Origin of the sequence: Treponema sp. OMZ 788 (assembly GCF_024181245.1) — a bacterium.
Lineage (GTDB): Bacteria > Spirochaetota > Spirochaetia > Treponematales > Treponemataceae > Treponema_B.
Window position 1 is genome coordinate 760,687 of the sequence record NZ_CP051199.1, and the last position, 21,274, is coordinate 781,960.

The 21,274-nt window shown below is 36.8% G+C and carries 20 protein-coding genes, 1 tRNA gene and 2 pseudogenes; 13 read left to right on the forward strand and 10 right to left on the reverse strand.

Translation table 11 applies throughout. The features are described from left to right. The first annotated feature begins 174 nt into the window (after window positions 1-174). On the forward strand, window positions 175-384 hold the full coding sequence (locus E4O00_RS03660) for a helix-turn-helix domain-containing protein (RefSeq protein WP_253678635.1): 210 nt from the start codon (window positions 175-177) through the stop codon (window positions 382-384). A gap of 58 nt (window positions 385-442) precedes the next feature. Here the strand turns inward: E4O00_RS03660 and E4O00_RS03665 are convergent, their stop codons facing one another. The 8 genes and pseudogenes from E4O00_RS03665 to E4O00_RS14150 all read right to left on the reverse strand — a co-directional run bounded on the left by E4O00_RS03665 (window position 443) and on the right by E4O00_RS14150 (window position 8,647). After that, window positions 443-646 carry a hypothetical protein gene (locus E4O00_RS03665; protein ID WP_253678636.1) on the reverse strand — a complete coding sequence of 68 codons (204 nt, stop codon included), beginning with the start codon at window positions 644-646 and terminating at the stop codon, window positions 443-445. A 410-nt stretch (window positions 647-1,056) separates the two neighbouring features. Further along, window positions 1,057-3,033 carry a terminase gpA endonuclease subunit gene (locus E4O00_RS03670; RefSeq protein ID WP_253678637.1) on the reverse strand — a complete coding sequence of 659 codons (1,977 nt, stop codon included), beginning with the start codon at window positions 3,031-3,033 and terminating at the stop codon, window positions 1,057-1,059. A 364-nt stretch (window positions 3,034-3,397) separates the two neighbouring features. Next, a pseudogene (locus E4O00_RS14145) lies at window positions 3,398-3,862 on the reverse strand (Bro-N domain-containing protein); the annotation flags it as partial. 63 nt (window positions 3,863-3,925) lie between these two features. Next, entirely contained in the window at window positions 3,926-4,270 is a 345-nt protein-coding gene (locus tag E4O00_RS03680) for a hypothetical protein (protein ID WP_253678639.1), read from the reverse strand. 289 nt (window positions 4,271-4,559) lie between these two features. Then, entirely contained in the window at window positions 4,560-5,300 is a 741-nt protein-coding gene (locus E4O00_RS03685) for a hypothetical protein (RefSeq protein ID WP_253678640.1), read from the reverse strand. Between the two features lie 434 nt (window positions 5,301-5,734). Beyond that, on the reverse strand, window positions 5,735-6,889 hold the full coding sequence (locus E4O00_RS03690) for a tyrosine-type recombinase/integrase (protein WP_253678641.1): 1,155 nt from the start codon (window positions 6,887-6,889) through the stop codon (window positions 5,735-5,737). Window positions 6,890-6,979: 90 nt separating this feature from the next. Beyond that, a tRNA-Val gene (locus E4O00_RS03695) sits at window positions 6,980-7,053 on the reverse strand. 108 nt (window positions 7,054-7,161) lie between these two features. Continuing rightward, a pseudogene (locus E4O00_RS14150) lies at window positions 7,162-8,647 on the reverse strand (peptide ABC transporter substrate-binding protein). Between the two features lie 216 nt (window positions 8,648-8,863). Between E4O00_RS14150 and E4O00_RS03710 the strand changes: the two are divergent. Further along, on the forward strand, window positions 8,864-9,964 hold the full coding sequence (locus E4O00_RS03710; RefSeq protein ID WP_253678644.1) for an ISAs1 family transposase: 1,101 nt from the start codon (window positions 8,864-8,866) through the stop codon (window positions 9,962-9,964). Between the two features lie 43 nt (window positions 9,965-10,007). On the opposite strand, the gene E4O00_RS03715 is transcribed toward E4O00_RS03710, so the two are convergent. After that, window positions 10,008-11,147: a TP0584 family protein gene (locus E4O00_RS03715; RefSeq protein ID WP_253678645.1), complete on the reverse strand. Its 1,140-nt coding sequence runs from the start codon at window positions 11,145-11,147 to the stop codon at window positions 10,008-10,010. Next, the gene (locus E4O00_RS03720) at window positions 11,095-11,412 is read right to left on the reverse strand and encodes a hypothetical protein (protein WP_253678646.1); all 318 of its coding nucleotides are present in this window, start codon (window positions 11,410-11,412) and stop codon (window positions 11,095-11,097) included. Before E4O00_RS03720 ends, E4O00_RS03715 begins: the two co-directional genes overlap by 53 nt. 124 nt (window positions 11,413-11,536) lie before the next feature. Between E4O00_RS03720 and E4O00_RS03725 the strand changes: the two genes are divergently transcribed. The 11 genes from E4O00_RS03725 to E4O00_RS03775 all read left to right on the forward strand — a co-directional run bounded on the left by E4O00_RS03725 (window position 11,537) and on the right by E4O00_RS03775 (window position 21,274). Beyond that, window positions 11,537-11,830, forward strand: a complete 294-nt coding sequence (locus E4O00_RS03725) for a CRISPR-associated protein Cas2 (RefSeq protein ID WP_253678647.1) — start codon at window positions 11,537-11,539, stop codon at window positions 11,828-11,830. A gap of 5 nt (window positions 11,831-11,835) precedes the next feature. Then, window positions 11,836-12,958, forward strand: a protein-coding gene (gene prfB / locus E4O00_RS03730; protein ID WP_253678648.1) for a peptide chain release factor 2 whose coding sequence is annotated in 2 segments (ribosomal slippage) — window positions 11,836-11,901 and window positions 11,903-12,958 — 1,122 coding nt in all. Because the reading frame shifts where the segments join, the coding sequence is not laid out codon by codon here. After that, window positions 12,955-13,275: a response regulator transcription factor gene (locus tag E4O00_RS03735; protein ID WP_253678649.1), complete on the forward strand. Its 321-nt coding sequence runs from the start codon at window positions 12,955-12,957 to the stop codon at window positions 13,273-13,275. The genes prfB and E4O00_RS03735 overlap by 4 nt, the downstream gene beginning before the upstream one ends. Then, the gene (locus tag E4O00_RS03740; RefSeq protein WP_253678650.1) at window positions 13,272-14,855 is read left to right on the forward strand and encodes a hypothetical protein; all 1,584 of its coding nucleotides are present in this window, start codon (window positions 13,272-13,274) and stop codon (window positions 14,853-14,855) included. Before E4O00_RS03735 ends, E4O00_RS03740 begins: the two co-directional genes overlap by 4 nt. Beyond that, the gene (gene ftsY, locus E4O00_RS03745) at window positions 14,845-15,723 is read left to right on the forward strand and encodes a signal recognition particle-docking protein FtsY (protein WP_253678651.1); all 879 of its coding nucleotides are present in this window, start codon (window positions 14,845-14,847) and stop codon (window positions 15,721-15,723) included. The genes E4O00_RS03740 and ftsY overlap by 11 nt, the downstream gene beginning before the upstream one ends. Then, window positions 15,724-16,428, forward strand: a complete 705-nt coding sequence (locus tag E4O00_RS03750; RefSeq protein ID WP_253678652.1) for a hypothetical protein — start codon at window positions 15,724-15,726, stop codon at window positions 16,426-16,428. Between the two features lies 1 nt (window position 16,429). After that, entirely contained in the window at window positions 16,430-17,710 is a 1,281-nt protein-coding gene (locus tag E4O00_RS03755; protein ID WP_253678653.1) for an ABC transporter permease, read from the forward strand. Then, on the forward strand, window positions 17,703-18,383 hold the full coding sequence (locus E4O00_RS03760; protein WP_253678654.1) for an ABC transporter ATP-binding protein: 681 nt from the start codon (window positions 17,703-17,705) through the stop codon (window positions 18,381-18,383). Before E4O00_RS03755 ends, E4O00_RS03760 begins: the two co-directional genes overlap by 8 nt. Beyond that, a complete protein-coding gene (locus E4O00_RS03765) occupies window positions 18,380-19,717 on the forward strand; it encodes an ABC transporter permease (protein WP_253678655.1) in 1,338 nt (445 codons plus the stop codon). The genes E4O00_RS03760 and E4O00_RS03765 overlap by 4 nt, the downstream gene beginning before the upstream one ends. Continuing rightward, on the forward strand, window positions 19,714-20,217 hold the full coding sequence (locus E4O00_RS03770; protein ID WP_253678656.1) for a UvrB/UvrC motif-containing protein: 504 nt from the start codon (window positions 19,714-19,716) through the stop codon (window positions 20,215-20,217). Before E4O00_RS03765 ends, E4O00_RS03770 begins: the two co-directional genes overlap by 4 nt. After that, entirely contained in the window at window positions 20,201-21,274 is a 1,074-nt protein-coding gene (locus tag E4O00_RS03775) for an ATP--guanido phosphotransferase (protein ID WP_253678657.1), read from the forward strand. The genes E4O00_RS03770 and E4O00_RS03775 overlap by 17 nt, the downstream gene beginning before the upstream one ends.

Sequence of the window (21,274 nt, forward strand, 5' to 3'; positions counted from 1 at the left end):
CGATTCACCAAAAAAAGTCAAGCGGTTTTTTAGTTTTTTTTAATTTTTTTTGAAGAAAATAAAGAAAAAGGCTTGACAAGTAATACAAAATATAATAATTTTGATTATTTTATAATCAAATATTGCATTTTTTAATCAAAAATGATAATATATCCCTAATTAGGAGAAATAATAATGGGTGCTGGAAAAATTATAAAACAGTTACTTTTGGAAAGAAATATGTCTGTTAAAGATCTTGCTGAAAAAATGAATATAATTCCTCAATCAATGAGTAATAAAATATATAGGGATACATTCTCGTATGAAGAAGTTGTAAAAATAGCAGATATTTTAGGATGTGATGTTAAAATTATAACTAGAGATACAAAAAAAGAATTTATGTAAAAAAAAGCGGGGTAATGCACCCCGCTTAAAAATTAACCGTCTCTTTTATTCTTAATCGTCAAGATATTTGTAACACTGCATCCAAAATATAACGGCTTAAAGTTTTACCCGATTCGGCGGCTTTTTGCTTAATCAATACCTCCTCCGACTCTAAACATGATATAACAATCCGCCCGTTTTTATAACCGGTATTATTTGTAGTACTCCCTTTTTTTCTTCCTGCACCGGCTCTTGATCCTCCGTGAGTATTTTTTTCCGTCATACAATTCCTCCCAAAAAAAACTTAATCAAAGCAAACCCTATCTGCAAACACTCCAACACTAAAATTGCAATAAGTATTTTTTCAACCCTCGACATATTGACCTCCTATGAAATTTAATCTATATTTAAACCGTCCCAAGGTTATCGCTAGTAACCTTAGGACGGAAGAAAACTAAGTAATCAACTTAGAAAGCAGGTCGAGAACAAACTTTATCAGCTCAAGCAGAAAAACCAGCAAAGCGATTATTTCTGTTCTTGACCATGCTTTTTTCTTTTTATGTTTCACATATCAACCTCCATAACTATATAATATAATATTTTGATTATTTTGTCAATACTAATCAAGGTATTTTTTCAAAAAAAATGCGTAATCGGAAAATCCCAATTACGCATTCCTAATTAAAAATTATTTTAAGGTTCAATAAAAACCCCTCTTTTTGCCTCTTCCCAAAAATGTGCCCAGCTCAACCCCGGTAAGCCCAAGGCCTCACGGCAATAGGCATCGGCAAATATTTCAAGCCCTGCCATATTATAGCCGTAAGTATCGAAGGCGTGATTATCCGCCCCCGGTCTTTGTTTCCAAATAGTCTTTTGGTATCTGTTTGTTAATTTGTCGATAATATCAACCTTAGTTTCGGCTTCAAACATTTTAAAATAATCGTCCCTAAAATCATCGGGAAAATTAGGATACCAATCCGGCTGGAACTGCCCCTCGTTCCACATCGAAACACTCATGCTGTTGCTTATTCGATCTTTCATCTTTGTTGTATTCACATGATAGGCAAGCGGTAATCCTATCCTCTGTAAAGTGCTTCGGTCAAAAATGCGGTAAGTTTCGCCCGCCTTAATATATTCCGCACCCTTACAAGGGTACACGCCTGCATAATATCGTCCCGCAAAAGCGTATACATACTCCGTATACCGCCCCGAATCGACAAGCGTTATCATAATTTTATAAACCTTTCCGTCATCACCCACAAAGCGAGTTTCCTCAATGTATTTATAAAGTTCATCCCACGGCCCGTTAAAGTCTTCCGTATCTCCGTCAATACTAAAAAAATCCAGCGTCCAAGTAACGCCCCTATCCGAATAGCCTTTCACATCCACAAACAAATTCTTTTTTTGAACGTCCACGGAACAGCACACAATCAGCACCGGCGAGCCTGAATCCCTCACAGCTAAATCGTTCGGCACCTTACCCCGCACAAAGCCCGCCCTGCGGAATTGCACAGCTCTTTCATACCGAATCTGTTTACCCATTTCTTCAAAAGTCAAACCCTGTTTTGTGTTTCTAAAAATGCGGTATTTTTCCTTATCCCTAATTCGATTATTTTTAATGTCCCAGCACTCTGCCCATTGCAGCACCATATCTTCCCAACTGTACATCCCCGGCGGATTGTAAATCGGCGATAAATGAAAAGAAACCGTAAAGGGATTAAGAGCTTCGGCGGTCGCTCTCCATTCGCCTTTTTTAATAATTGAAGCCTTATCGTAGTTCTTCATTAACCCGCCGCAAAATTTACACTTGTAAGCAACCGTTTCAATAATCGGCAAGAAGTTTTTATCGTTTTCCCAAACGATACCGAATTCCGTACCGTCTTCATTTTTGCCGTGCCAAATAAGCTCCTGCATTTTTCCGCAATGTTTACACGGAACAAAATACTTTTGTTGATTACCGGCTTCATACAGTCTTTCGATCTTGCTTGTCTGTTTAATAAGCGGCGTACTTCCCCAAAATATTTTTCTCTTCGTAGAATAAGCATCGGTTCTATTCCTAACTAAGTCTATAACCGAGCCCTCTTTTTTAATCGCATCGGGAAAAGCGTCCACCTCGTCGGCAAGAATGTTTCGGTAGCTCATACTCCTAAAGCGGGCAGGGGCACGGCTTCCGAAGCAATGTAAATAACCGCCCGGATATTCTTTTGAAAACGCCGTGTCTCCCGTATCACGGCTCCCTTTTTGTTTTCTGTTTTGTGAAAAAATTAAATCCCTCGCCCCCGCATTATCAATCATCTTTTCAATTTTTGTCTGCATTGAAGTTTTCATCAAGCCTGCATCCGCCGTAATATACGCTTGCGCCGTAGGGTTCGACATTATGTTATAAAGAATAATTGTTTCGATAACCGCCGTTGTACCTCCCAGCTGATTACCTTTCATTAACACAACTTCACGAATCGGATTATCGGGAGCCATGCAGTCAACAATCTTTTTAAAATACGGAAACCTCTCCCAACTGAACCTCCCCGGAAAAGGCGTAAGGTCTGCCGATAAATACCTAACTCTTTCGGCAAACTCCGACGGCAGCTCATAAACTTGCCTTTCCGTCAAAGCCCCAAACCGCTCAATGAGAAAATCAATATCGCTTAATTCGTATTCCGTAAATTCCATAGCCTGCGTCCTTATCTACCGATACTCCATTCCGCTACTTCAGCAGACACCCCCTAAAAAGAGGCTTATATTTCCGCCTTGTATCAAGATAAATATCCGTAAAAACATAAGGCATTTCATTCATAAATGTATGCGAATCCATTTTGACTTTATACATTCTTTTAAAAACCTTATAAAGCGTCCACGCTTCAACAATATCACTCTCTTTTCCCGTTACCTCAAGAAATTTACCCCCGAAACAAAGCATAGCCGTTTCAGGATCCGTTATTTCGGGCTGTGCAGAAATCTGTAATTGTCCTTTTTTAATATCCTCAAGAGCCTTTTCCATTCGTTCAAGCCTATCATTAAAAGCCCCTGTAATATCATACACCCCGTTTTTGCGTATATTAGGCAAAACTTCGGAAGTAACCCATTTTCTAAACTTTTTAGCCTCCGGCTTATTGGAACGCAAAATAAGAGTATACAAACCCGATTCATTGATGATATTCATATTCGGATTACCTCGATTGGGAATACCCTCGGAAATTTCTAGGGTATTCTTTTCATCATCATCCAAAATCTTAATTGCATCGCTTGGATTTTTAATATCCAACGCTGCACATACATCTTTTGCAACAAACCACGGCGCACCGTCTATCATAACCGTGCGTACCAGCTGATCATTGTATCCGAACGGTACAATTTCATTATTTTTCATAAGCTTACCCCTCATTATTATATTTTTTTCGCCGCCAAGGGTGTCGGTTTTTCCGACACCCTTTTCATCATCATTTTGATCTGATACAAAAAAATTTTGTTGTTTTTCTGCTTCAATAGGGTTTTTTGCCAAATTTAGCAAAAAATCCCCTACCTTTTGAGCTGATGTCGGAAATTTCTACATCAGCTTTTTTACTCATGCAAGTCCCCTTCGCTCATGTTCCCTGCAAATCAAATCCGTAATAAAAGAAACCTGCTTTTCCCTCAGCAGCCTTTCTGCTTCAGTCTTAGGCTCTGCAAGTCTTTCAGTTTTTACAAGAATCTTGATAGCGGCATACATTATAGCCCCGTAAAGCCCTAAGGCATCATCCTTATAAATCAACGCCGTATCATAAACATCTCGGGCTATTGAATCAGTCCTTGCCTCCAATTCGTCAAGACTAAGCTCGTGATTCTTACTCTTAACCGCTGTTTTTACGGTTCTCATTCTTCTTGCCGTCTTTACGGCTGCCGTTTTAACGGCTTTTCCTGCGTTTTTCATATAACGCCTCCTTGTAGATATTGGTATTTTCAGCCTTATAAATAAAAAAAAGCCGAAACTGCTACCACTCCCTACAAGAGGAGCCCGAGTCCTCACGGAATCTCGGACAGTTTCGGCTATTATTAGCATAATTATAGTGTGTCTTCTTAATAAAATATCAAAAAGACATAAAAAAAGCCCGAAAATATGACGGTGCGGGCATCCGCTTGTAGTTTGTGGTACTTTTATTATCGCTTTTTTTGCAAAAAAGTCAAGCATTTTTATGCAAAATTCTGCATTTTTATACAGTTTATTCATCTCTTTCAGCCTCCAGTTCACTTTTTATCTCTTGTTTTAACTCCGAAAGGGTAAGAGCGGTGCTGTCATCGTGGTATTTATGTTTTAATCCGTTAAGTTCACTTATAATTTGCTCCTTTGCCCCACCTATTATTTTTGAAAAGCCCATTTTCATTGTTTCAATTATTGTTTGTCTTGAATCTTCTCTTTCTGCAAGTACACGAGCAACAAGGTCATCAGCAACACTTTCGGGGTATTCTAAAAATTGTATCATTAAATTATCAACATATTGAAATAATCTTGAAATAACAAAGTCCTTATCAACAAGAGCTAATCGGCGTTCTTTCATTTTTAAATCTTTTTCTGCCGATTCCGTTAAAATCTTCAAAACCTTCGCATGTTTTTCAAGCGGCAAAATTCCTCCGTATCTTAAAACCAAATCTTTAAGACTTAACCCTAAAAGTTCTGCAGGAGCGCCTATCCTTTGAGCAGCCATTTCGTCCGTATAATTTCGCACACTTGGTATTCCTATCCTGCTTGCAACATTAACCTGTCCGCCGGTATTTTCAGCCTTTATAACATGAACAACTTCCGTTTGCTGCCGCTTCATGTTTAAATAACCTGCATTTACGGGATTTTCGGTATCAAGCTTGCCCGCTGAGTTAAGAATGAGAGTTCCATTTTTAATTTTTGCACTTATTGATTGACGGGTAACCCCCGCTTGCCGTGCAAATTCTGCCGGTAATACTTCCATAGCTTAATTGTAAAAGACTTACAAATTAAAAGCTATTAACTGTCAAATATTTGTAAGTCTTTTTAAAAACTTGACAGGCATTTTACAAGTTGCACTCGTCGCCGAATAATTGCATAGGGGGTATAGCCCCTGACAGTACCTTTTAATAATCACATAAAAAGAAATGCTTTACCTAAACAATCAAGTATTGTAAATTACTTTACCCTGTAACTCTTTTTTTATTGTAATAAAAATATTATTTTTATTGATTTTTTTTCTTATATTTTCTATCTATAGGTAAAGTAATTTACTTTACCGGTAAAATAATAAAAAAAGCTGTAAGTCTATATCAGATAAAGACTTACAGCTTTTTAACATATAAAAAAGATACAAAATTCACAAAAATAAAAAAAATTGAAAAAAAATTAAATTTATGTTTTTTTCATTAAAAAAAACTAAATAAAAATAGTATTTGCAGCTTGTTTTCCACTTTCAGGTAAACTTTTCAGCAACAACTCCAAAGAACGGCGGCTGTAATAATCAACCATAGCGGTAGAAGTATGTCCGGTATAGTTTTTTAAATCTTCGGCCGTCATCATACGCCGCATACGTGATACATAAGTATAGCGAAGAGAATGCGGTATCAACCGCCTTCCATCTGACGCAGGGAGGCGCTTTTTTCCTTTACCAAAAGGGATTAAACCTGTTTTTTGTAATAGTCTATAAAAAACGGCTTCGGCATACTCCGATCTGATAGGTTTTCCGTTTTGAGTAAAACAAAAATCGTCTTCAGCCAAGCCGTTAGCTTCAATCCAATCTTTCATAGCCGATAAAGTCGTTTCTGGTAGAAAAGTAAGCCTAAATTTAGGTTTATCAACCGAACCTGTCTTATTATAAACGGTTCTAACACCGTTCTGTTTACAAAAACCGTCAATTACAATAATTTCTTTATCAAAAATAAATTGTTTAGCCCTGACAGCCCGTATTTCACCTAATCTCATGCCCGCCGAAAGACAAAGCAAAAAGAATAAATACATCATTTTGTTAGGAAAATTTTCTTCTTTGAATAGCATTTGAAGTTCTTCGGTTGAAAAAATATCGGCTTTTTTGGAATTTCTAACAAAATTAGGGAGAATTGGCTTTACAAAAACACAATCATGCCATAGTGCCTCGTTAAAAATTTCATTGAAAGTGTAAATATATGAATTTTTCCAACTTCCGGAACGTTCAACTTTAAAAAGATATTCTAAAATTTCTTTAGCCGTAATTTTTTCAATAGAATAATCTCCCCATTTTTTTATAATAGATTCAATGTAAGATCGATAGCCGATTATAGTTTTTAAATCAATAGATTTTCCTAATTGAATTCTACGCTCTAAATGGTTGCTTTTGGGTAAAAACATATTTTCAGCAACATCAGCAACCGTTATTTCACGCTTAAATTCGGTTAAAGGCGGCAAAGAACGTATGTAGGATTCTGCATCCGAACGGTTCAAACAGTTTTTACAAACTTTTTGAATCTGTTTTCCGTTTAAAGTGTAATAATAATACCATTTGTAGATTTTTTTGCCGTTTTTAATTCTCGGCTTTTTAAAAACATGATACTCCATATAAACCTCCGACTTGACTTTTACTTGACTTTTTAAAAGTCAAGTAATAAATGAAATTCGATAAGTCTATATATAGCAAGGAATTAGAAATGGGCGCTGACGGGATCGAACCGCCGACATTCTGGGTGTAAACCAGACGCTCGTACCAGCTGAGCTAAGCGCCCGATGAGATGGATAATATTACAAATCACAAAAAATGTCAATACCTGTTTCATAAAAAAATGAATTTTTTTTGTAAAACAGGTATCGGTTTTGGAAAAGCCGGTTTTAGCCTATTTATTTAATTTTACAAGACCGGGGACCGGCTGGGGCTTGATAAATTTTATGAACTTAAAGGGATGAATATCTATTGCGTTTGAATACCAGCCGCCTACGGAGTAAGTGTCTATAATATTTACGCTTAATCCATAGGATATGGGAAGAACGATACTCTCTCCCAATAAAAGCTCCTCTGCCTTGCTTAACATTTCATACCTTTTTTTAAAGTCTTTTTCTGAATGGGATTTTAGGATTATTCTTTCAAATTCCGCATTTTTCCAGCCGGAATCATTTAGGCTTGAAGCCGGGCGGAACATCTCCAAAAAGGCTGTAGGATCAGCAAAGTCTCCTATCCATGTGATTGTTCCCAAATCGTAATCGTTTAATTTCAAACTGCCGTAATAGCTGGTGAAAGGTAGGCTTTTAACCTCGGTCTTTATGCCGATTTTTGACCATGCAGACGATAAAATTTCGGCAAGCTCTTGATAGTAGGTGTCTTCAGGGATTTTTATAACGAGTTTTTTTTGTTCTTCTTTTAAGTTAAGCTTATTTATAATTTCTTGGGCTTTTTGAAGATTGTACTCGCTCACACCCTTGATTTTGGGATAGCCTGCAAGGGGAAAAATAAGGGTTTCAGCTTTTATCGGATAGCCCTTGCGTAATTCCTCATATGGAATAGCTAAAAGAAGGGCCTTTCGTAATTCGGAATTTTTCACATTTGTGGATGATGCCTTAAAGAAAAAATACTTCGTAGAAAAAAGAGGATCTATGTTGACACTGCGTTGATCTCCTATTTTCGAAATCACATCGCTTCTCGAAAGCCAGTCCATTTCTCCCTTATTAAATTTTTTCGATAGCAGCCTCTTTACTTAAGTCAAGGAAGATATTTATTTGAGGAATTTCGACCTTTTCTTTATCCCAATAGTTTTCGTTTTTTACCAAAATCAGCTCTTTTTCGGAAAATTTCTTTATTTTATAGGCTCCGCTTGCTGTAGGCTTAAAGCTGTCTTTGATTTTTTCTATTTTTTCTATGTTAGAAAATTTTAATGCGTCTGCAAGCTGGGAGTGCTCAACGGCCGAAAAGGCGTGATGACATAAAATATTGGGGAGGTGCTCAATTTCGGTATTTGTGTAAACCAAAAGAACTTGCTCGCTTTCGGCTTTTATTCCGACTTGATTTTTATTCTTTAATTTTCCGTTACGATAATCGGAAGCTCCGTCTATGCAGTCTAAAAGAGAAGCATAAGGGTGATTCCCGGCCGGGTTTAAAAGATTAAGCCATGAGTCGGCAAAGGTTTGGGCCGTTATGGGCTTGCCGTTTTCGAATTTGGCTTCTTTTCTAATAGTAAAACGCCATGTTCTTCCTCCGGAAACGGAATATGTTTCGGCCAGGCCGGGCACAGGCTGTAATGTGTAAGGATCGTATACAAAAAGTCCCTCATAAAGGGCTGTCAAAATCTGGGCTTCACTTGCATCAAAGGCTGTATGCGGATGCAGTATGGGAATCCCTGAGCTTATCGAAAGATTAAGTTCCCTATATTGATTGTTTTGCGAAAACAGGCAAAAAGATATTAAAATAAAAAATAATGCTGAAAGCCTTTTTTTCATGTCATCTCCTATGAAAATTTTATAGGAGCATATTATATTGTTTTTTGCATTATTATTCAATCCGAGTACACGGCTTACGCACGAAAAAAAATAGCCGATATTTAAACTATGAAAACATTAAAAGAATATTTTAACGAACTTAATGATAATCGTCAGTCTGGCAAAGTAAAACATCTAATCAGCGAAATATTGGTAATAGCACTGTGTGCTGTTTGTAGCGGAGTTCAAACTGTATTTGAAATAGGGGAATTTGCCGAAGTAAAAAAGGATTGGCTAAAAAATGAGGTAGGACTATTGTTAGAAAATGGAGTTCCTTCGCACGACACCATAGGAAGAGTCCTTGCGATGATTAATCCAAAACAATTTCAAAACCTTTTTATCTCGTGGATTGAACAATCCCTTAATATTCCAGCAGGTTCATACATTCACATTGATGGAAAAACATTACGTGGAAGTGCAAGTGAACAAAGTAGAGGTATTCATTTGGTAAGTGCATTTGCTCACGAAGCGGGAGTTGTACTAGGACAAATAAAATGTGCTGAAAAATCGAATGAAATCACAGCAATTCCTGAACTCCTTAACCTTTTAAAACTAAAAAGCTCGATAATTACTATAGATGCCATGGGTTGTCAAAAAGAAATAGCAAAAGAAATCACAAAGAAAAAATGTGATTATGTATTGGCTCTAAAAGAAAATCAACCGGCAGCGTATAATGATGTAAAAGATTATTTTTCTATAGAAGATAAAGACTTTCAAAACACACTTTTAAGATTTGAAACCTTGGATATAGGGCATGGCAGAGAAGAAAAAAGAGAATACTTTCTTTCAAGTAATATAAACTGGTTTGCAGATAACAATAAATGGGCAAATTTAAAGAGTTTTGGAATGGTCAAAAGCACTGTAAGGTGCAAAGGCAAACAATACAGTGAAAAGCGTTACTTTATTAGCAGTATAGAGGATATAAATGAGTTTGTAACAGCTGTAAGAACACATTGGACAATAGAAAACACCTTACACTGGTCGCTGGATGTAATATTTAGAGACGATGAATGTCAAATTCGAGAAAAAAATACTGCTGAAAACATAGCAATTTTAAGGAGGATTTGCTTTAATCGAATGAAAATGTATCAAAACGGTAAAACTCTGAAAAGGAAGAAGATGCTTTGTACTTTTGATGATTCATTTAGGTTTAATGTTTTATTTAGCTAAGGAATTCATGCGTAAGCCGTGATCCGAGTATTTTCCTGCTATTTTAGATGACTCCGAGTTTTTTCATGTGGCTTACCTCTTCTGCCAGAGCTTGATATTCGGCTCGGTATTGGTTTGCCTTTATAATCGAATTTGTGATTGTGGTAATTTCTATCTTGATACCTCTTATTTTGCTTCTTAGTTCAGGTTTTACGCTTTTATAAAATTCATCAAGACCGCCAAGCTGTTTCAGCATTTCATTGCTGTCGCTTATGTATTTTGTGAGGCTGTTAAAAAGAAGTTCATCAGGCATTGTTTTGATTTTTTGATTTACGGCCGAATGAGGCATCATAATATTTTGAAACAAGGCGATTTTTTGAAGCACTTCTTTTTCAAAAACCGAATAGTTTAGGGTTTGTTTTTTTGTGTTTTGGTTAATATTATCTGTTATGATGATCGTTATATGCTTTTCGGGAGGCTCTATTTTGAAAAGCTGTCTTAAAGCCTCGGCTATTTTTCTAAATATAGTATTTTCCGATTTATAGACAAGTTCCTGATTGGCTTTTATTTTTTCAAGAGCAGCCTTTAAGTGAGGGGCAGAATTTGAAAGAACCCTTAAACCGGATATCAGGATAGGTCTGTGATTGACTTCTTGATTTGCAAAAGAACTTTCCTTTGCCTTAACCTCAAGCCTGGATAAAATTTCCTGCTGTAAGATGGCCGAATCGTCCCCATAATCTTCTCTGATTATTTCGACTATAAGATCCGTATAAAAAGGCTTTTTTTTGAGTTTTAGTGTGAAAATCTTTTTTATTTCTCTTAATACATTTGAAGGATTTGCACAGTCGGCCTTGGTTATCTTTACTGACGGTATAATCTCTCTGCGTATTAAAAGTTTATATTCTTCCCGATGAAAGATAGAAAGGCTTTTAAGCTGGGTATTAATATAGGCTTCGCTTTTTGCAAGGTGGGTAACAGAGTCCCGTAAAAGACTGCTTGATAGTTGATCCGGGCCTTTTAAAAGGTTGTTTATTATATCGGCTATCGCACGAGTATTTGTATGATTCGATGTATTTGTAAAATCAGACCAAATAAAGGTACTGTTAAGTTCAAGCAGAATGGAAATTCTTTTGGGGGTTAAAAACTCGGTATTAAACTGATAGTAGTTGTTGACAAATTCCAGCATTGTTTCGTAGTGTGCCAAGCGGGTTCCTATTACGCTGGCTTTTTTCCGAATCTGCAAAGTTTTCTTTGCTGGGAATTTCAACCTCTGTCATTTTGCTGTCATATTTATAAGGATCATCATGGATAACCCGTTTTTTTAAGAGAGTGTTTCTAACTGCATGTAGGGCACTGCTTTGAATATTGTAGTTTTCCCTTACCTTTGGGAGAATTTGAGAATTAAATTCATTTCTTTTTGTTTCAAGGATTACCGAAAGCTCCTCAACAAAATTTTTTATATTTTCCATACCATTTTTATCGGCATTTTTGCTTTTTTTTATAAGTTATAATATGTAAAGATTTTTATCGGTAAAAATTTTTACGCCTTCGTAGGGGTTTGACAAAGTTCTTCTTTTGTCGTATTCTGTGTATATGTTTGTTTCAGTTGTTATAGATCCGGGTGGAAGGGAATCTGCTTCTAATCTTGCAGAAGTTCTAACGGCCAACGGCTTTGAACGGGTTCAGCATGCTTGCTGGGAATCGGTAACAATAAATGATGAAGGACTTGTTACATTAAAGCAGGATATAGACCGGGTTACCGACTATTATGATATTGTTCGTCTCTACCAATATCCTATTCAGGATGTATTGGCAATCACTACGCTTTATAAAAAAAAGTGGAGGAGGGTGCTTGTACGCCCGCCTGCAAAAAAAACGGAGAATTAAACCTTATGGAAGACTATAGATCGAATTTGGAAGAATTAAAAAACGGAATATCCGATATTTGGGGGCGTCTTTGACCCTGATGCTGTTAAATCAAAGATAGCCGAAAAAGAAGCTATAACCTTAGCTCCCGATTTTTGGAATGACAGTAAAAAAGCCGAAAAAATTATGAGCGAGATAAAGGCTCTTAAAAACAGGATCTATCCTTGGCAGGAGCTTATGGATGAGGTTTCCGATTTGGAAGTTTTAATGGAACTTTCAGAAGAGTTAGGCAATGAAGAGCTCTCCGAAGAGATAAGCTCAAGCTATAATTCAATTTATGAAAAGTACAAAAAACTGAGTATTTTGAGCCTCCTTTCAGGTGAGGTTGATAAAAACGATGCATATCTTACCATTCACGCAGGAGCAGGCGGAACCGAGGCCTGCGATTGGGCAAGTATGCTGGTGCGTATGTATTTACGCTGGTGTGAATCCAGAGGCTTTAAAACCGAAACAATCGATTTGGTTGAAGCGGAGGGCGGAATAAAATCGGCAACTTTTCAGATTTCCGGGGAGTTTGCCTTCGGGCTTTTAAAAAGCGAGACGGGAATCCATCGCTTGGTGCGCATAAGCCCCTTTGATTCCAACGGCAGAAGGCATACATCTTTTACTTCAGTATTTTCTTTTCCTGTTCTTGACGACACGATAGAAGTCGATATACGCCCTGAAGATCTGCGTATCGACACCTACCGTGCAGGCGGTGCCGGAGGTCAGCATGTAAACAAAACCGACTCGGCCGTACGCATTACCCATATTCCCACAGGTATAGTTGTTGCCTGTCAAAGCCAGAGGAGTCAAATCAGCAATAAGGCCACGGCAATGAATGTTCTAAAATCGAGGCTTTATAATTATTATGAAGAGCAAAAAGAAAAAGAAAACATGAAATTTGCTGCCGAGAAAAAAGGCATTTCCTGGGGCAACCAAATCCGCTCCTATGTTTTTCAGCCTTACACAATGGTAAAAGATCACAGAACAAAGTATGAAACGGGAAACATTCAGGCTGTAATGGACGGAGATATAGACGAATTTATAAACAGCTTTTTAAATACAAAGATTGAAGATATGAGTATTGATGAGGACGATGCTCTATGATATGTATTGTATGCAAATCCGAATTTTTGGCAGCCGATATAAGGGCAATCTGTCTTTCTCATGTAAACGAAACTATTAAGATTTTGCCTCAAGTTTCTCTTTTGCATACATTAACAAATGAAAATGTCCGCCTCGTGTTTTTTGATTCAAGCCTATTCACGGATACGGCTTCTTTTAGAAAAGAAAGTCCGCATACCCGCTTTGTCGTTATTTCTTCGATCGGGGATGAAGATCTTGCTGAAAAAGCACTTATATGCGGTGCCTCTGATTTTTTATTATGTCCATTTACCGAAAAAGGAGTTGTAAACTGCTTATGATATTCTCCTTTAAATTGAAAAAACTTATTGTTTTATCGGTCTTTTTTTTTATAGTTTCTTTTTTATTCTCACAAAAGAATGAAGATAAAAATTCCGGCTGGACTATTGCTGTTTCAGAATTTAAAACCGAAGGACTTCCGGCCTCTTATCAAAGCTATAAAACGATAGTGCCCGAAATGTTTTTAATCTATATGGATTCCGGAGCAAAAAGAATAGTTCCTTTTGAAGAAAAAAAAATGAGGGCTGTGATGGAGGCCTCAAATAAAAAACTGAATCTTATAAAAGAAAGGGCAAAACTTGTTAGAGAAAGGGACGAGCTTTTTCTATCGGTTGAAGACAAAAAAACTAAGGACCAAAAAGAAAAAAAAATTACGCAAGAGATTATAAAAAAAGAAAAAAGCATTTATGATGCCGATATAGATATAAAAATAGAATACAACCGTTTTTTTACTTTAGACCATCCTAAAAATATAACCTTATGGAAATACGGGGAATCTTTATATAAACTTTCTGAACATACTGACTTGGCCGAAAGTTTAAAAAAAGAAAATATATCGGCCATTGTTTACGGTTCGGTAAAAGATATTTCGGGTTATATGGTTATAACTGCTTATTTGGATACCGGCCTTCCCGGAGTGAAAATTCACGAATTTTCAGGGGCCGGAAGATATGACGATGTCGAAAAAGTTGTCGAAATGATGGTTAGGCAAATATATACGATTATTCAAAACACAAAAGAAGTCAAAGTTTTTTTTGATGTTAGTCCTAAAGATGCAAAGGTTTATATTGACGGTAAACTGATAAGGGATTTTTCTAAACCTATAAGTTTGCGTGAAGGTTTTTATCAGATAGGAGCATCTGCCCAAGATTATCTAGATGAGTCAATAAAAATAGAATTAAAAAATAAAGATGCCTATACCTTAAAAATTAATTTAAAAAAACAAGAAACCTCAACAGTCGGCTTTACTATCAAAAGCGGTTCTCCAAATTTGTTTTTTAAATCACAATACTCTATTCGGATTCCCGGTATCATAACGATTCCGAAGCTTAAATCAATTTTTGAATTTGAGGAAAAAGGCGTGCATACCTTCGGTATTCTTGAGCCTCAGAATAATAAATTTTCTCCTCAAAATGTTCAAAATATGATTATCAAATTAAACAAAAAAAATGTAAAAGACTCGATAGAAACTCAACGAAAAATTTTATATTGGTCATTGGGAGCTCTTTATGTAAGTTTACCGGTAACAATGATTTTACAATCGACGGTAGATGATCAGGTATATGCTTTTAAAAATAGAAAGCTCCCTTACACTCAATCCGAGATAGACCGAATAAACAGGCTTGGAAGAATTCAGAATGTTTTTCAAGGAATTACGATTGCCTTGGGGGTAAATTATTTTATACAGTTGATAATTTATCTTGTAAAAGCGGATCGGGCCTTACCAAGAAAAATAAAGCCGAACTATGCCTCTCCTTTTTATGAGGAAGTTAAGACCGATAAAGATATTGTTGTTAAGGATAATGTAGCTAAAGATAAAGATACAGTTATTAAAGATGAGGAGAATAAAAATGAAGAATAAAAGTTTTGCCGACGGATTAAAAAAACTATTCGGTTTATATAAGGGGCCTGATGAATCTTTTTTTGAAGATTTAACGGATACTCTGATAGAGGGAGATATTGGTGCAAAGACAGCCCTCGAAATTGAAACTTCTTTAAGAGAGTTATGTAAAAAGGAGAAACTTGTTTCTGAGGATGATGTTTTAGACGGTCTTTATAATATTTTATTACCCCATGTAAAGGTTACTTCTTTAGTTCCTGAGCCGGGTAAGGTTTCCATTTATCTTGTTCTTGGTGTAAACGGAGTCGGTAAAACAACCTCAATAGGAAAGATGGCATCTTATTATAAGCAAAACTATAATGTTCCAATTATTTTGGCTGCCGGAGATACTTTTAGGGCTGCGGCTATCGAGCAATTAAAATTTCACGGCGAAAAGAATGGTGTGAGGGTTGTTGCTCACCAGCACGGAGGGGATCCCGGGGCAGTTATCTTTGATGCGGGAGATGCCATGGCTGCTTCAGGCGGAGGGCTTGTTCTTGCAGATACGGCAGGAAGACTTCACAATAAAGACAACTTGGTAAGAGAGCTTCAAAAAATAGACAGGATTGCAAAGACAAAGGCCTCCGAAGGCTGCTATAAAAAAATATTGGTGCTGGATGCGACTACAGGTCAAAACGGTCTAAGGCAGGCCGAAGTTTTCCATGAAGCTATAGGGGTCGATGCCGTTTTTTTAACAAAGTATGACTCTACGGCAAAGGGAGGTGTTGCCGTTACGGCAGGAAAGGAGCTTAACCTTCCCATGCTCTTTGTAGGCACCGGAGAACAATACAAAAATATATCCCCTTTTTCGGCCGAAAATTATGTAAAGGAATTTATCGGAAAAATATAAATGAGTCTAAAAAAAATATTATCTTTTGTTTTTCTTGTCTTTTCTCTTTTTATTTTTGCAGACGGAATTGAAAATGCTGATAAGGCCAAAAATGAAATTCCTGTAGAAACTACTGAAAAAAAAACAGAAACTATCGAAAAAAAAGGATATGCTGCCGACTTAAAAAAAGAGGATAATAAAAAAGATGATGAAGAACCTGATAATGGTTTTTACTCTATTCAAAGCTCCGGGCTTACGGCCGGTTTTGAAGATCGATGGTTTTTTGAAAAACTGAACGATGACGGCAGACCTCTTTTTTCCGTTTTGTATGAAAAGGATAAACTTATCGAAAAAAAAACTTATACCTACAAAGACGGATATCCCGAATCTTGCGAAGTTATTTTATCAGATAAGCTTATCAAAATAAAATATAATAAAAAAAGAATGGAAACCGAAAAAATCGTTTACGATGTTGCAGGTAAAAATGAACTTGAAAAAAATATTTATACCTACGATGAAAACAATTTATTAACCGAATCGTTTTTTCAAAAAGACGGAGTTGAGTATATTTCAAAATATGAATACGGGCCTAAAAATAAAGTAACATCAAAAACCGATTTTGTAAACGGAAATAAAATTTCTTACACGGAATACATGACCGATAAAAAGATAGTGCATTTATTCGAATACGGAACAGAAGTCGGTGTTGTAGAGGAAGAAACATAAAATGAAAAAAAATAATTATAGATGGATTTTTTTTGTTTTACATAGATTTAATTCTGCAGATACAAAGGGCCGTTCCTCAATATCGACTCTTTTTTCTATTTTGGGGATTGCCTTCGGAGTAATGGTATTGACTGTTATCCTTTCGATAATGAACGGCCTTCAAATGGGTTATATCGATACGATCATGCAGGTAAGCTCAGGCCATATAAGATTGTACGGCGAAAAAGAAGATTTAAAAAAAGCCGAAAATTTAAAACTACATGAAGCGTTTTTTATTTTTCAAGAATCGCAAACTCTTATGCAGGGAAATTACGGCAGGCAGCACGGAGTTTTAATCCGCTCAGTTGAAGAAGATATAATGCAAAAAGATAAGGGCTTTTCTAAAGCCTTAACAATATCTTCAGGCTCTTTTAATCTTTTGAAAGAAGATGCCGTTATTTTGGGGAATGAACTGGCCCGACAGCTTGGTGTAAAGACCGGGGATAATGTAAACATTATAGCTGTATCAGGATCATCCGAAACAAGCCTTTTTCCTGAAAATCAAAACTTAATTGTTACGGGTATTTTTAAGACCGGATATTATGAGGTCGATTCTTCCTTTGCATTTATGTCGTTAAAAAACGGAGAAAAACTATTCGGAAAAGAATCTAAGCTTTATGCCTCTGTCAAATTACAAAACCAAAACAATGATGCAGCCTATATATCTTCAATCAATGATACACATATTAACTTAAAATCGGAATCATGGCGTTCTTATAATCATGCTTTTTTCGGGGCTCTAAGGGTAGAAAAAAATATGATGATGCTTTTGGTGTTTTTAATTTTCTTGGTTGTATCGGTTAATATTTATAACGGAATGAGACGCTCAATTTATGAAAGGCGGGAAGAGATTTCGGTCTTGTCTTCTCTCGGTGCATATTCAAAACACATTCAGGCTCTTTTTATTGCAAACGGTTTTACGATAGGTTTGATAGGAGCAAGTGCCGGCCTTTTATTAGGGCTTCTATTATCAGTGCAAATCAATTCAATTTTTACATTAATAGAAAATATAGTCAACTCGTTTTTGAGCTTTGTGTTTATCGTATTCCAAAGTTCGTCCGATGCGGATTTTGCAGTATTCAGTCCTGTCTATTTTTACATGGATGAGGTTCCTGTCAGAATATTTTTTAATGAAATTTTGCTCATTTTTTTATTCGGTGTTTTTTCGTCATCCGCTGCCGCCATGGCAGCTGCGAGGCGTATATTAAAACTAAGGCCTGCGGAGGTATTACGCTATGAGTAATGATATTGTTTTAATTTCCAATTTAACCAAAACATTTTCTTCGGCAAGCGAAAAACTTGTTATATTCGATAAACTTAATTTTTCTATTGAAGAAGGAAAAAAGATTTCGATTACTGGAGAGTCCGGTTCGGGTAAGAGTACATTTTTAAATATCTTAGGCGGACTTGAATCGGCTGACAGCGGCGAGATTCTTGCGGGCTCTTATAAGGTTCATTCCCTCGATGAAAAATCACTCACCGAGTACCGAAGTGCGTTTTTAGGTTTGGTTTTTCAATTCCATTATTTGTTAAAAGATTTTACTGCCCTTGAAAATGTAATGCTTCCGGCTCTCATCGCAGGCAGACCTAAAAAAGAAACAAAAGAAAAAGCCCTGTCACTTTTGGAAGATGTAAAATTAGCTGAGCGTAAGGGGCATTTTCCTTCCCAGCTTTCGGGAGGCGAAAGACAGAGGGCCGCAGTTGCCCGCTCCTTGATAAACGGCCCCTCTCTTATCCTTGCAGATGAGCCCACAGGAAACTTAGATCCGGCCAATGCCGAGACCGTTCAAAACCTTTTATTTTCTGTAGTAGATAAACACAAAAAGACCTTGGTGCTTGTTACACACGATAAAAAAATAGCCTCAATGACGGATATTTCTTATAAGCTTTATAAGGGCAATTTGGAAGAAGTATGAAAAATTTAGTCTTTATAAAAATGGCATTTAGGTTTTTAGGCATAGGTTCGGGAAAGACGGTTTCCAATGCCCGCAAAAGTTTGTTCGGTGCCGTGTTGGGGATAGGCATAAGTATAATTCCTCTTATTGTCGTTTTGGTTGTATCTGACGGTATGATTCAAGGAATAACCTCGCGTACAATAGAGCTTGGAACAGGCCATCTTCAAGCCATAGATATGAGGCCTATCTCAACTTATAAAAATGCAGAAACGGAAAAAAATGTCCGCTCACTCATTCTGGATTTTGATGCCGATGACTTTGTCGAAAATGCTTGGATAGAAAGACAGGGCAACGGTTTGGTTATCGGCAAAAACGGAAGAAGCGGCGGAACCATCCGTGCAGTTGAGCCGGAATTTTTTACTCAAAATATAAGGGCTCTCAATCTTATCAGGGTAATATCGGGTTCGCTTCAATTTGAAAATAGTAAGTCGGCAATTTTGGGAGCCGCTATAGCTGAAAAGCTCGGCTTAAAAGTAGGGGACACATGCCGAATCATAACCATAAATAAAAACGAAAAAGGCAAAACCGTTCCGCGGGTAAGTGCATTTAAAATTTCCGGCCTTATATCCTCAGGCTATCAGGAATTGGATGCACTATGGGTTTTTATTCCATTATCTGAAGGTTTAAAGATTATGCCTCTTAATTCTTCTTTAACCTCAATAGTCGTTTCGACAAAAGATCCCTTTGATGAAGATAAGATGAATGCCCTTGAATTAAAACTAAGTTCAATATTACCGGAAACTTTTTCTATATATTCTTGGGCCGACTTAAACCGGCCGGCCTTTACCTCCTTTAAAACCACAAAGAATATCTTGCTTTTTATCATGTTTTTGATAGTCTTGGTTGCCTCTGCAAATATTTCTTCTGCAATTGTTATGCTCGTAATGGAAAGAAGGCGGGAAATAGCCATCCTCAAGGCTGCCGGAGCCCATCCGGCCTCCATAAGTCTTGCTTTTTTACTTGCCGGCCTTTTTACAAGTTTGGGCGGAATCATATTAGGAATGCCCTTGGGGATTTTAACTGCCTTGCATATAAACGAAATCTTTGCCTATGCCGAGAAGATTTTAAATTATCTCCAAAATTTTGTTTATTCCTTCTTCCATGGGACAGGAAAACCTCTTGAAATTCATCTTTTAGACCCTGCCTATTATTTGGAGCATATTCCGGTAAAATTAAATTTTTTTGATCTTTACATAATAGCTGTTTGTATGTTAATATTATCAGTAGTAGTGTGTTTGGTTCCTGCAGTGCGTGCGGGAAGGGAAAAGCCGATAGAGATTATGAGGAAATTATGATTTGCGATATGTGTAAATTAAATGAAGCTTCGGTTTCTGTGGAACAAGTTGCGGACGGGATTACAAAAAATATTTATCTGTGTCCGGCTTGCTCTCGAAGGCTGGGCTTTGGGATGTTTTCTGAAACTATCGATATTTCCATAACAAAACTCGCCGGATCTAATGATATTAATAACACTGACTACAAAACATATGATCGGTGTCCTATATGCGGCTCAAGTTTTAAAGACATAGAATCTAAACAAATGATAGGATGCATGGAGTGTTTGTCATACTTTAGATCTGAAATTGTGGAAATATTGAGAAAAAACAAGAAAAATCTAAAATGTTCATGTTTTGAATCTGATAATTCTTCCCCCAAAAACTTGTTTGAAAATAATAACTCTGAAGAATTACTTGAAGAACTAAGAAAGGCTGTTCAAATCGAGGATTATGAGCGTGCCGCTGCTTTGAGGGACGAGATAAAAGCTTTGGAGAAAAAACATGATAACAAAATTTGACGGCTGGTATACAGGAAGCGGTCCCGATACCGACATAGTTCTATATAGCCGCTGCGATATAGCCCGCAATATATCCGGTTTTTTGTTTCCAAATAAAATTAGCCTTGCCGATTCTGTTGATGTTATTTCGCTTGTTTTTTCTTTTTTTTGTTCATTGGGAGATTCCGCTTATTTTAAAAAATTAAAACTTAGGGCAATAGATCCGCTTTCTCTCAAATTACTTGAAGAGAGAGGAATTATCATGCCCGATATGCCAGAAAAAATAGAAAAGGCTGTTTTGGTGCATGAGAACGGCTCGCTTTATATAGGCTTGAACCTTGAAGATCATATCAATATAACTTCTTTTGCAGCCGGAATGGATCCTGAAGAAGTGTATGCAAGAGCTTCTTTTATGGAACAAAAAATGAAGGAAAAAATTAAATTTGCCGAAGATAAGGACTTAGGCTTTTTAACTTCAAATCTTATGGGAGTCGGTACCGGAGTAAAATTTTCCGTTTTGTGTTCTTTGCCGGGAGTGCTTTATTCCGGCTGTTTAAGCTCGGTTTTGGAATTAACAAAACAAAGCAATCTTAACGTTGCCGGTTACTATTCGCCTAATTCCAAAAATTCAATAGGTGCCCTTTTTTCGATTTCGAGTGCCGTATCGGCGGGCGATAATGAGGAAACTCAAACTGCGGATTTTATTTCGGGAGTGAACAGCGTAATTGAAATTGAAAGAGAAAAAAGACAGACATATTTAAACGAAAATACATTGAAGGTTGAAGATATGCTCCGTAGGTCTCTTGCAATCTCCCAAAGTGCAAAACTCATGGATTTTAAGGAAGCTGCCGATATAGTGTTTAAAATAAAGTTCGGCCTAAATATGGGCTTAGTTACAGGTATCACTAATGAGGAATGCAACTCCATGGTTTTTAAGTCTCAAATGGGGCATCTTGCTTTTTTACTGCTGAACAGTCATATGGGGCTGTCCGATAAAAACTTAAATGATTTTTCTATAGAAGAATACAGAGCTCGTACCATTCAAGAAGTGTGCTCAAAAGTCCGAATTATAATGTGA

Excerpts from the sequence above, each read along its gene's own strand:
- E4O00_RS03755 (WP_253678653.1), top strand. The coding sequence starts at position 16,430 with ATGAAAAAAAATAATTATAGATGGATTTTTTTTGTTTTACATAGATTT.
- E4O00_RS03725 (WP_253678647.1), top strand. The coding sequence starts at position 11,537 with ATGTTTGTTTCAGTTGTTATAGATCCGGGTGGAAGGGAATCTGCTTCT.
- E4O00_RS03720 (WP_253678646.1), bottom strand. The coding sequence starts at position 11,412 with ATGGAAAATATAAAAAATTTTGTTGAGGAGCTTTCGGTAATCCTTGAA.
- E4O00_RS03680 (WP_253678639.1), bottom strand. The coding sequence starts at position 4,270 with ATGAAAAACGCAGGAAAAGCCGTTAAAACGGCAGCCGTAAAGACGGCA.
- E4O00_RS03765 (WP_253678655.1), top strand. The coding sequence starts at position 18,380 with ATGAAAAATTTAGTCTTTATAAAAATGGCATTTAGGTTTTTAGGCATA.
- E4O00_RS03750 (WP_253678652.1), top strand. The coding sequence starts at position 15,724 with ATGAGTCTAAAAAAAATATTATCTTTTGTTTTTCTTGTCTTTTCTCTT.
- E4O00_RS03660 (WP_253678635.1), top strand. The coding sequence starts at position 175 with ATGGGTGCTGGAAAAATTATAAAACAGTTACTTTTGGAAAGAAATATG.
- E4O00_RS03770 (WP_253678656.1), top strand. The coding sequence starts at position 19,714 with ATGATTTGCGATATGTGTAAATTAAATGAAGCTTCGGTTTCTGTGGAA.
- E4O00_RS03735 (WP_253678649.1), top strand. The coding sequence starts at position 12,955 with ATGATATGTATTGTATGCAAATCCGAATTTTTGGCAGCCGATATAAGG.
- E4O00_RS03775 (WP_253678657.1), top strand. The coding sequence starts at position 20,201 with ATGATAACAAAATTTGACGGCTGGTATACAGGAAGCGGTCCCGATACC.
- E4O00_RS03685 (WP_253678640.1), bottom strand. The coding sequence starts at position 5,300 with ATGGAAGTATTACCGGCAGAATTTGCACGGCAAGCGGGGGTTACCCGT.
- E4O00_RS03665 (WP_253678636.1), bottom strand. The coding sequence starts at position 646 with ATGACGGAAAAAAATACTCACGGAGGATCAAGAGCCGGTGCAGGAAGA.
- E4O00_RS03690 (WP_253678641.1), bottom strand. The coding sequence starts at position 6,889 with ATGGAGTATCATGTTTTTAAAAAGCCGAGAATTAAAAACGGCAAAAAA.
- E4O00_RS03740 (WP_253678650.1), top strand. The coding sequence starts at position 13,272 with ATGATATTCTCCTTTAAATTGAAAAAACTTATTGTTTTATCGGTCTTT.
- E4O00_RS03710 (WP_253678644.1), top strand. The coding sequence starts at position 8,864 with ATGAAAACATTAAAAGAATATTTTAACGAACTTAATGATAATCGTCAG.
- E4O00_RS03670 (WP_253678637.1), bottom strand. The coding sequence starts at position 3,033 with ATGGAATTTACGGAATACGAATTAAGCGATATTGATTTTCTCATTGAG.
- ftsY (WP_253678651.1), top strand. The coding sequence starts at position 14,845 with ATGAAGAATAAAAGTTTTGCCGACGGATTAAAAAAACTATTCGGTTTA.
- E4O00_RS03760 (WP_253678654.1), top strand. The coding sequence starts at position 17,703 with ATGAGTAATGATATTGTTTTAATTTCCAATTTAACCAAAACATTTTCT.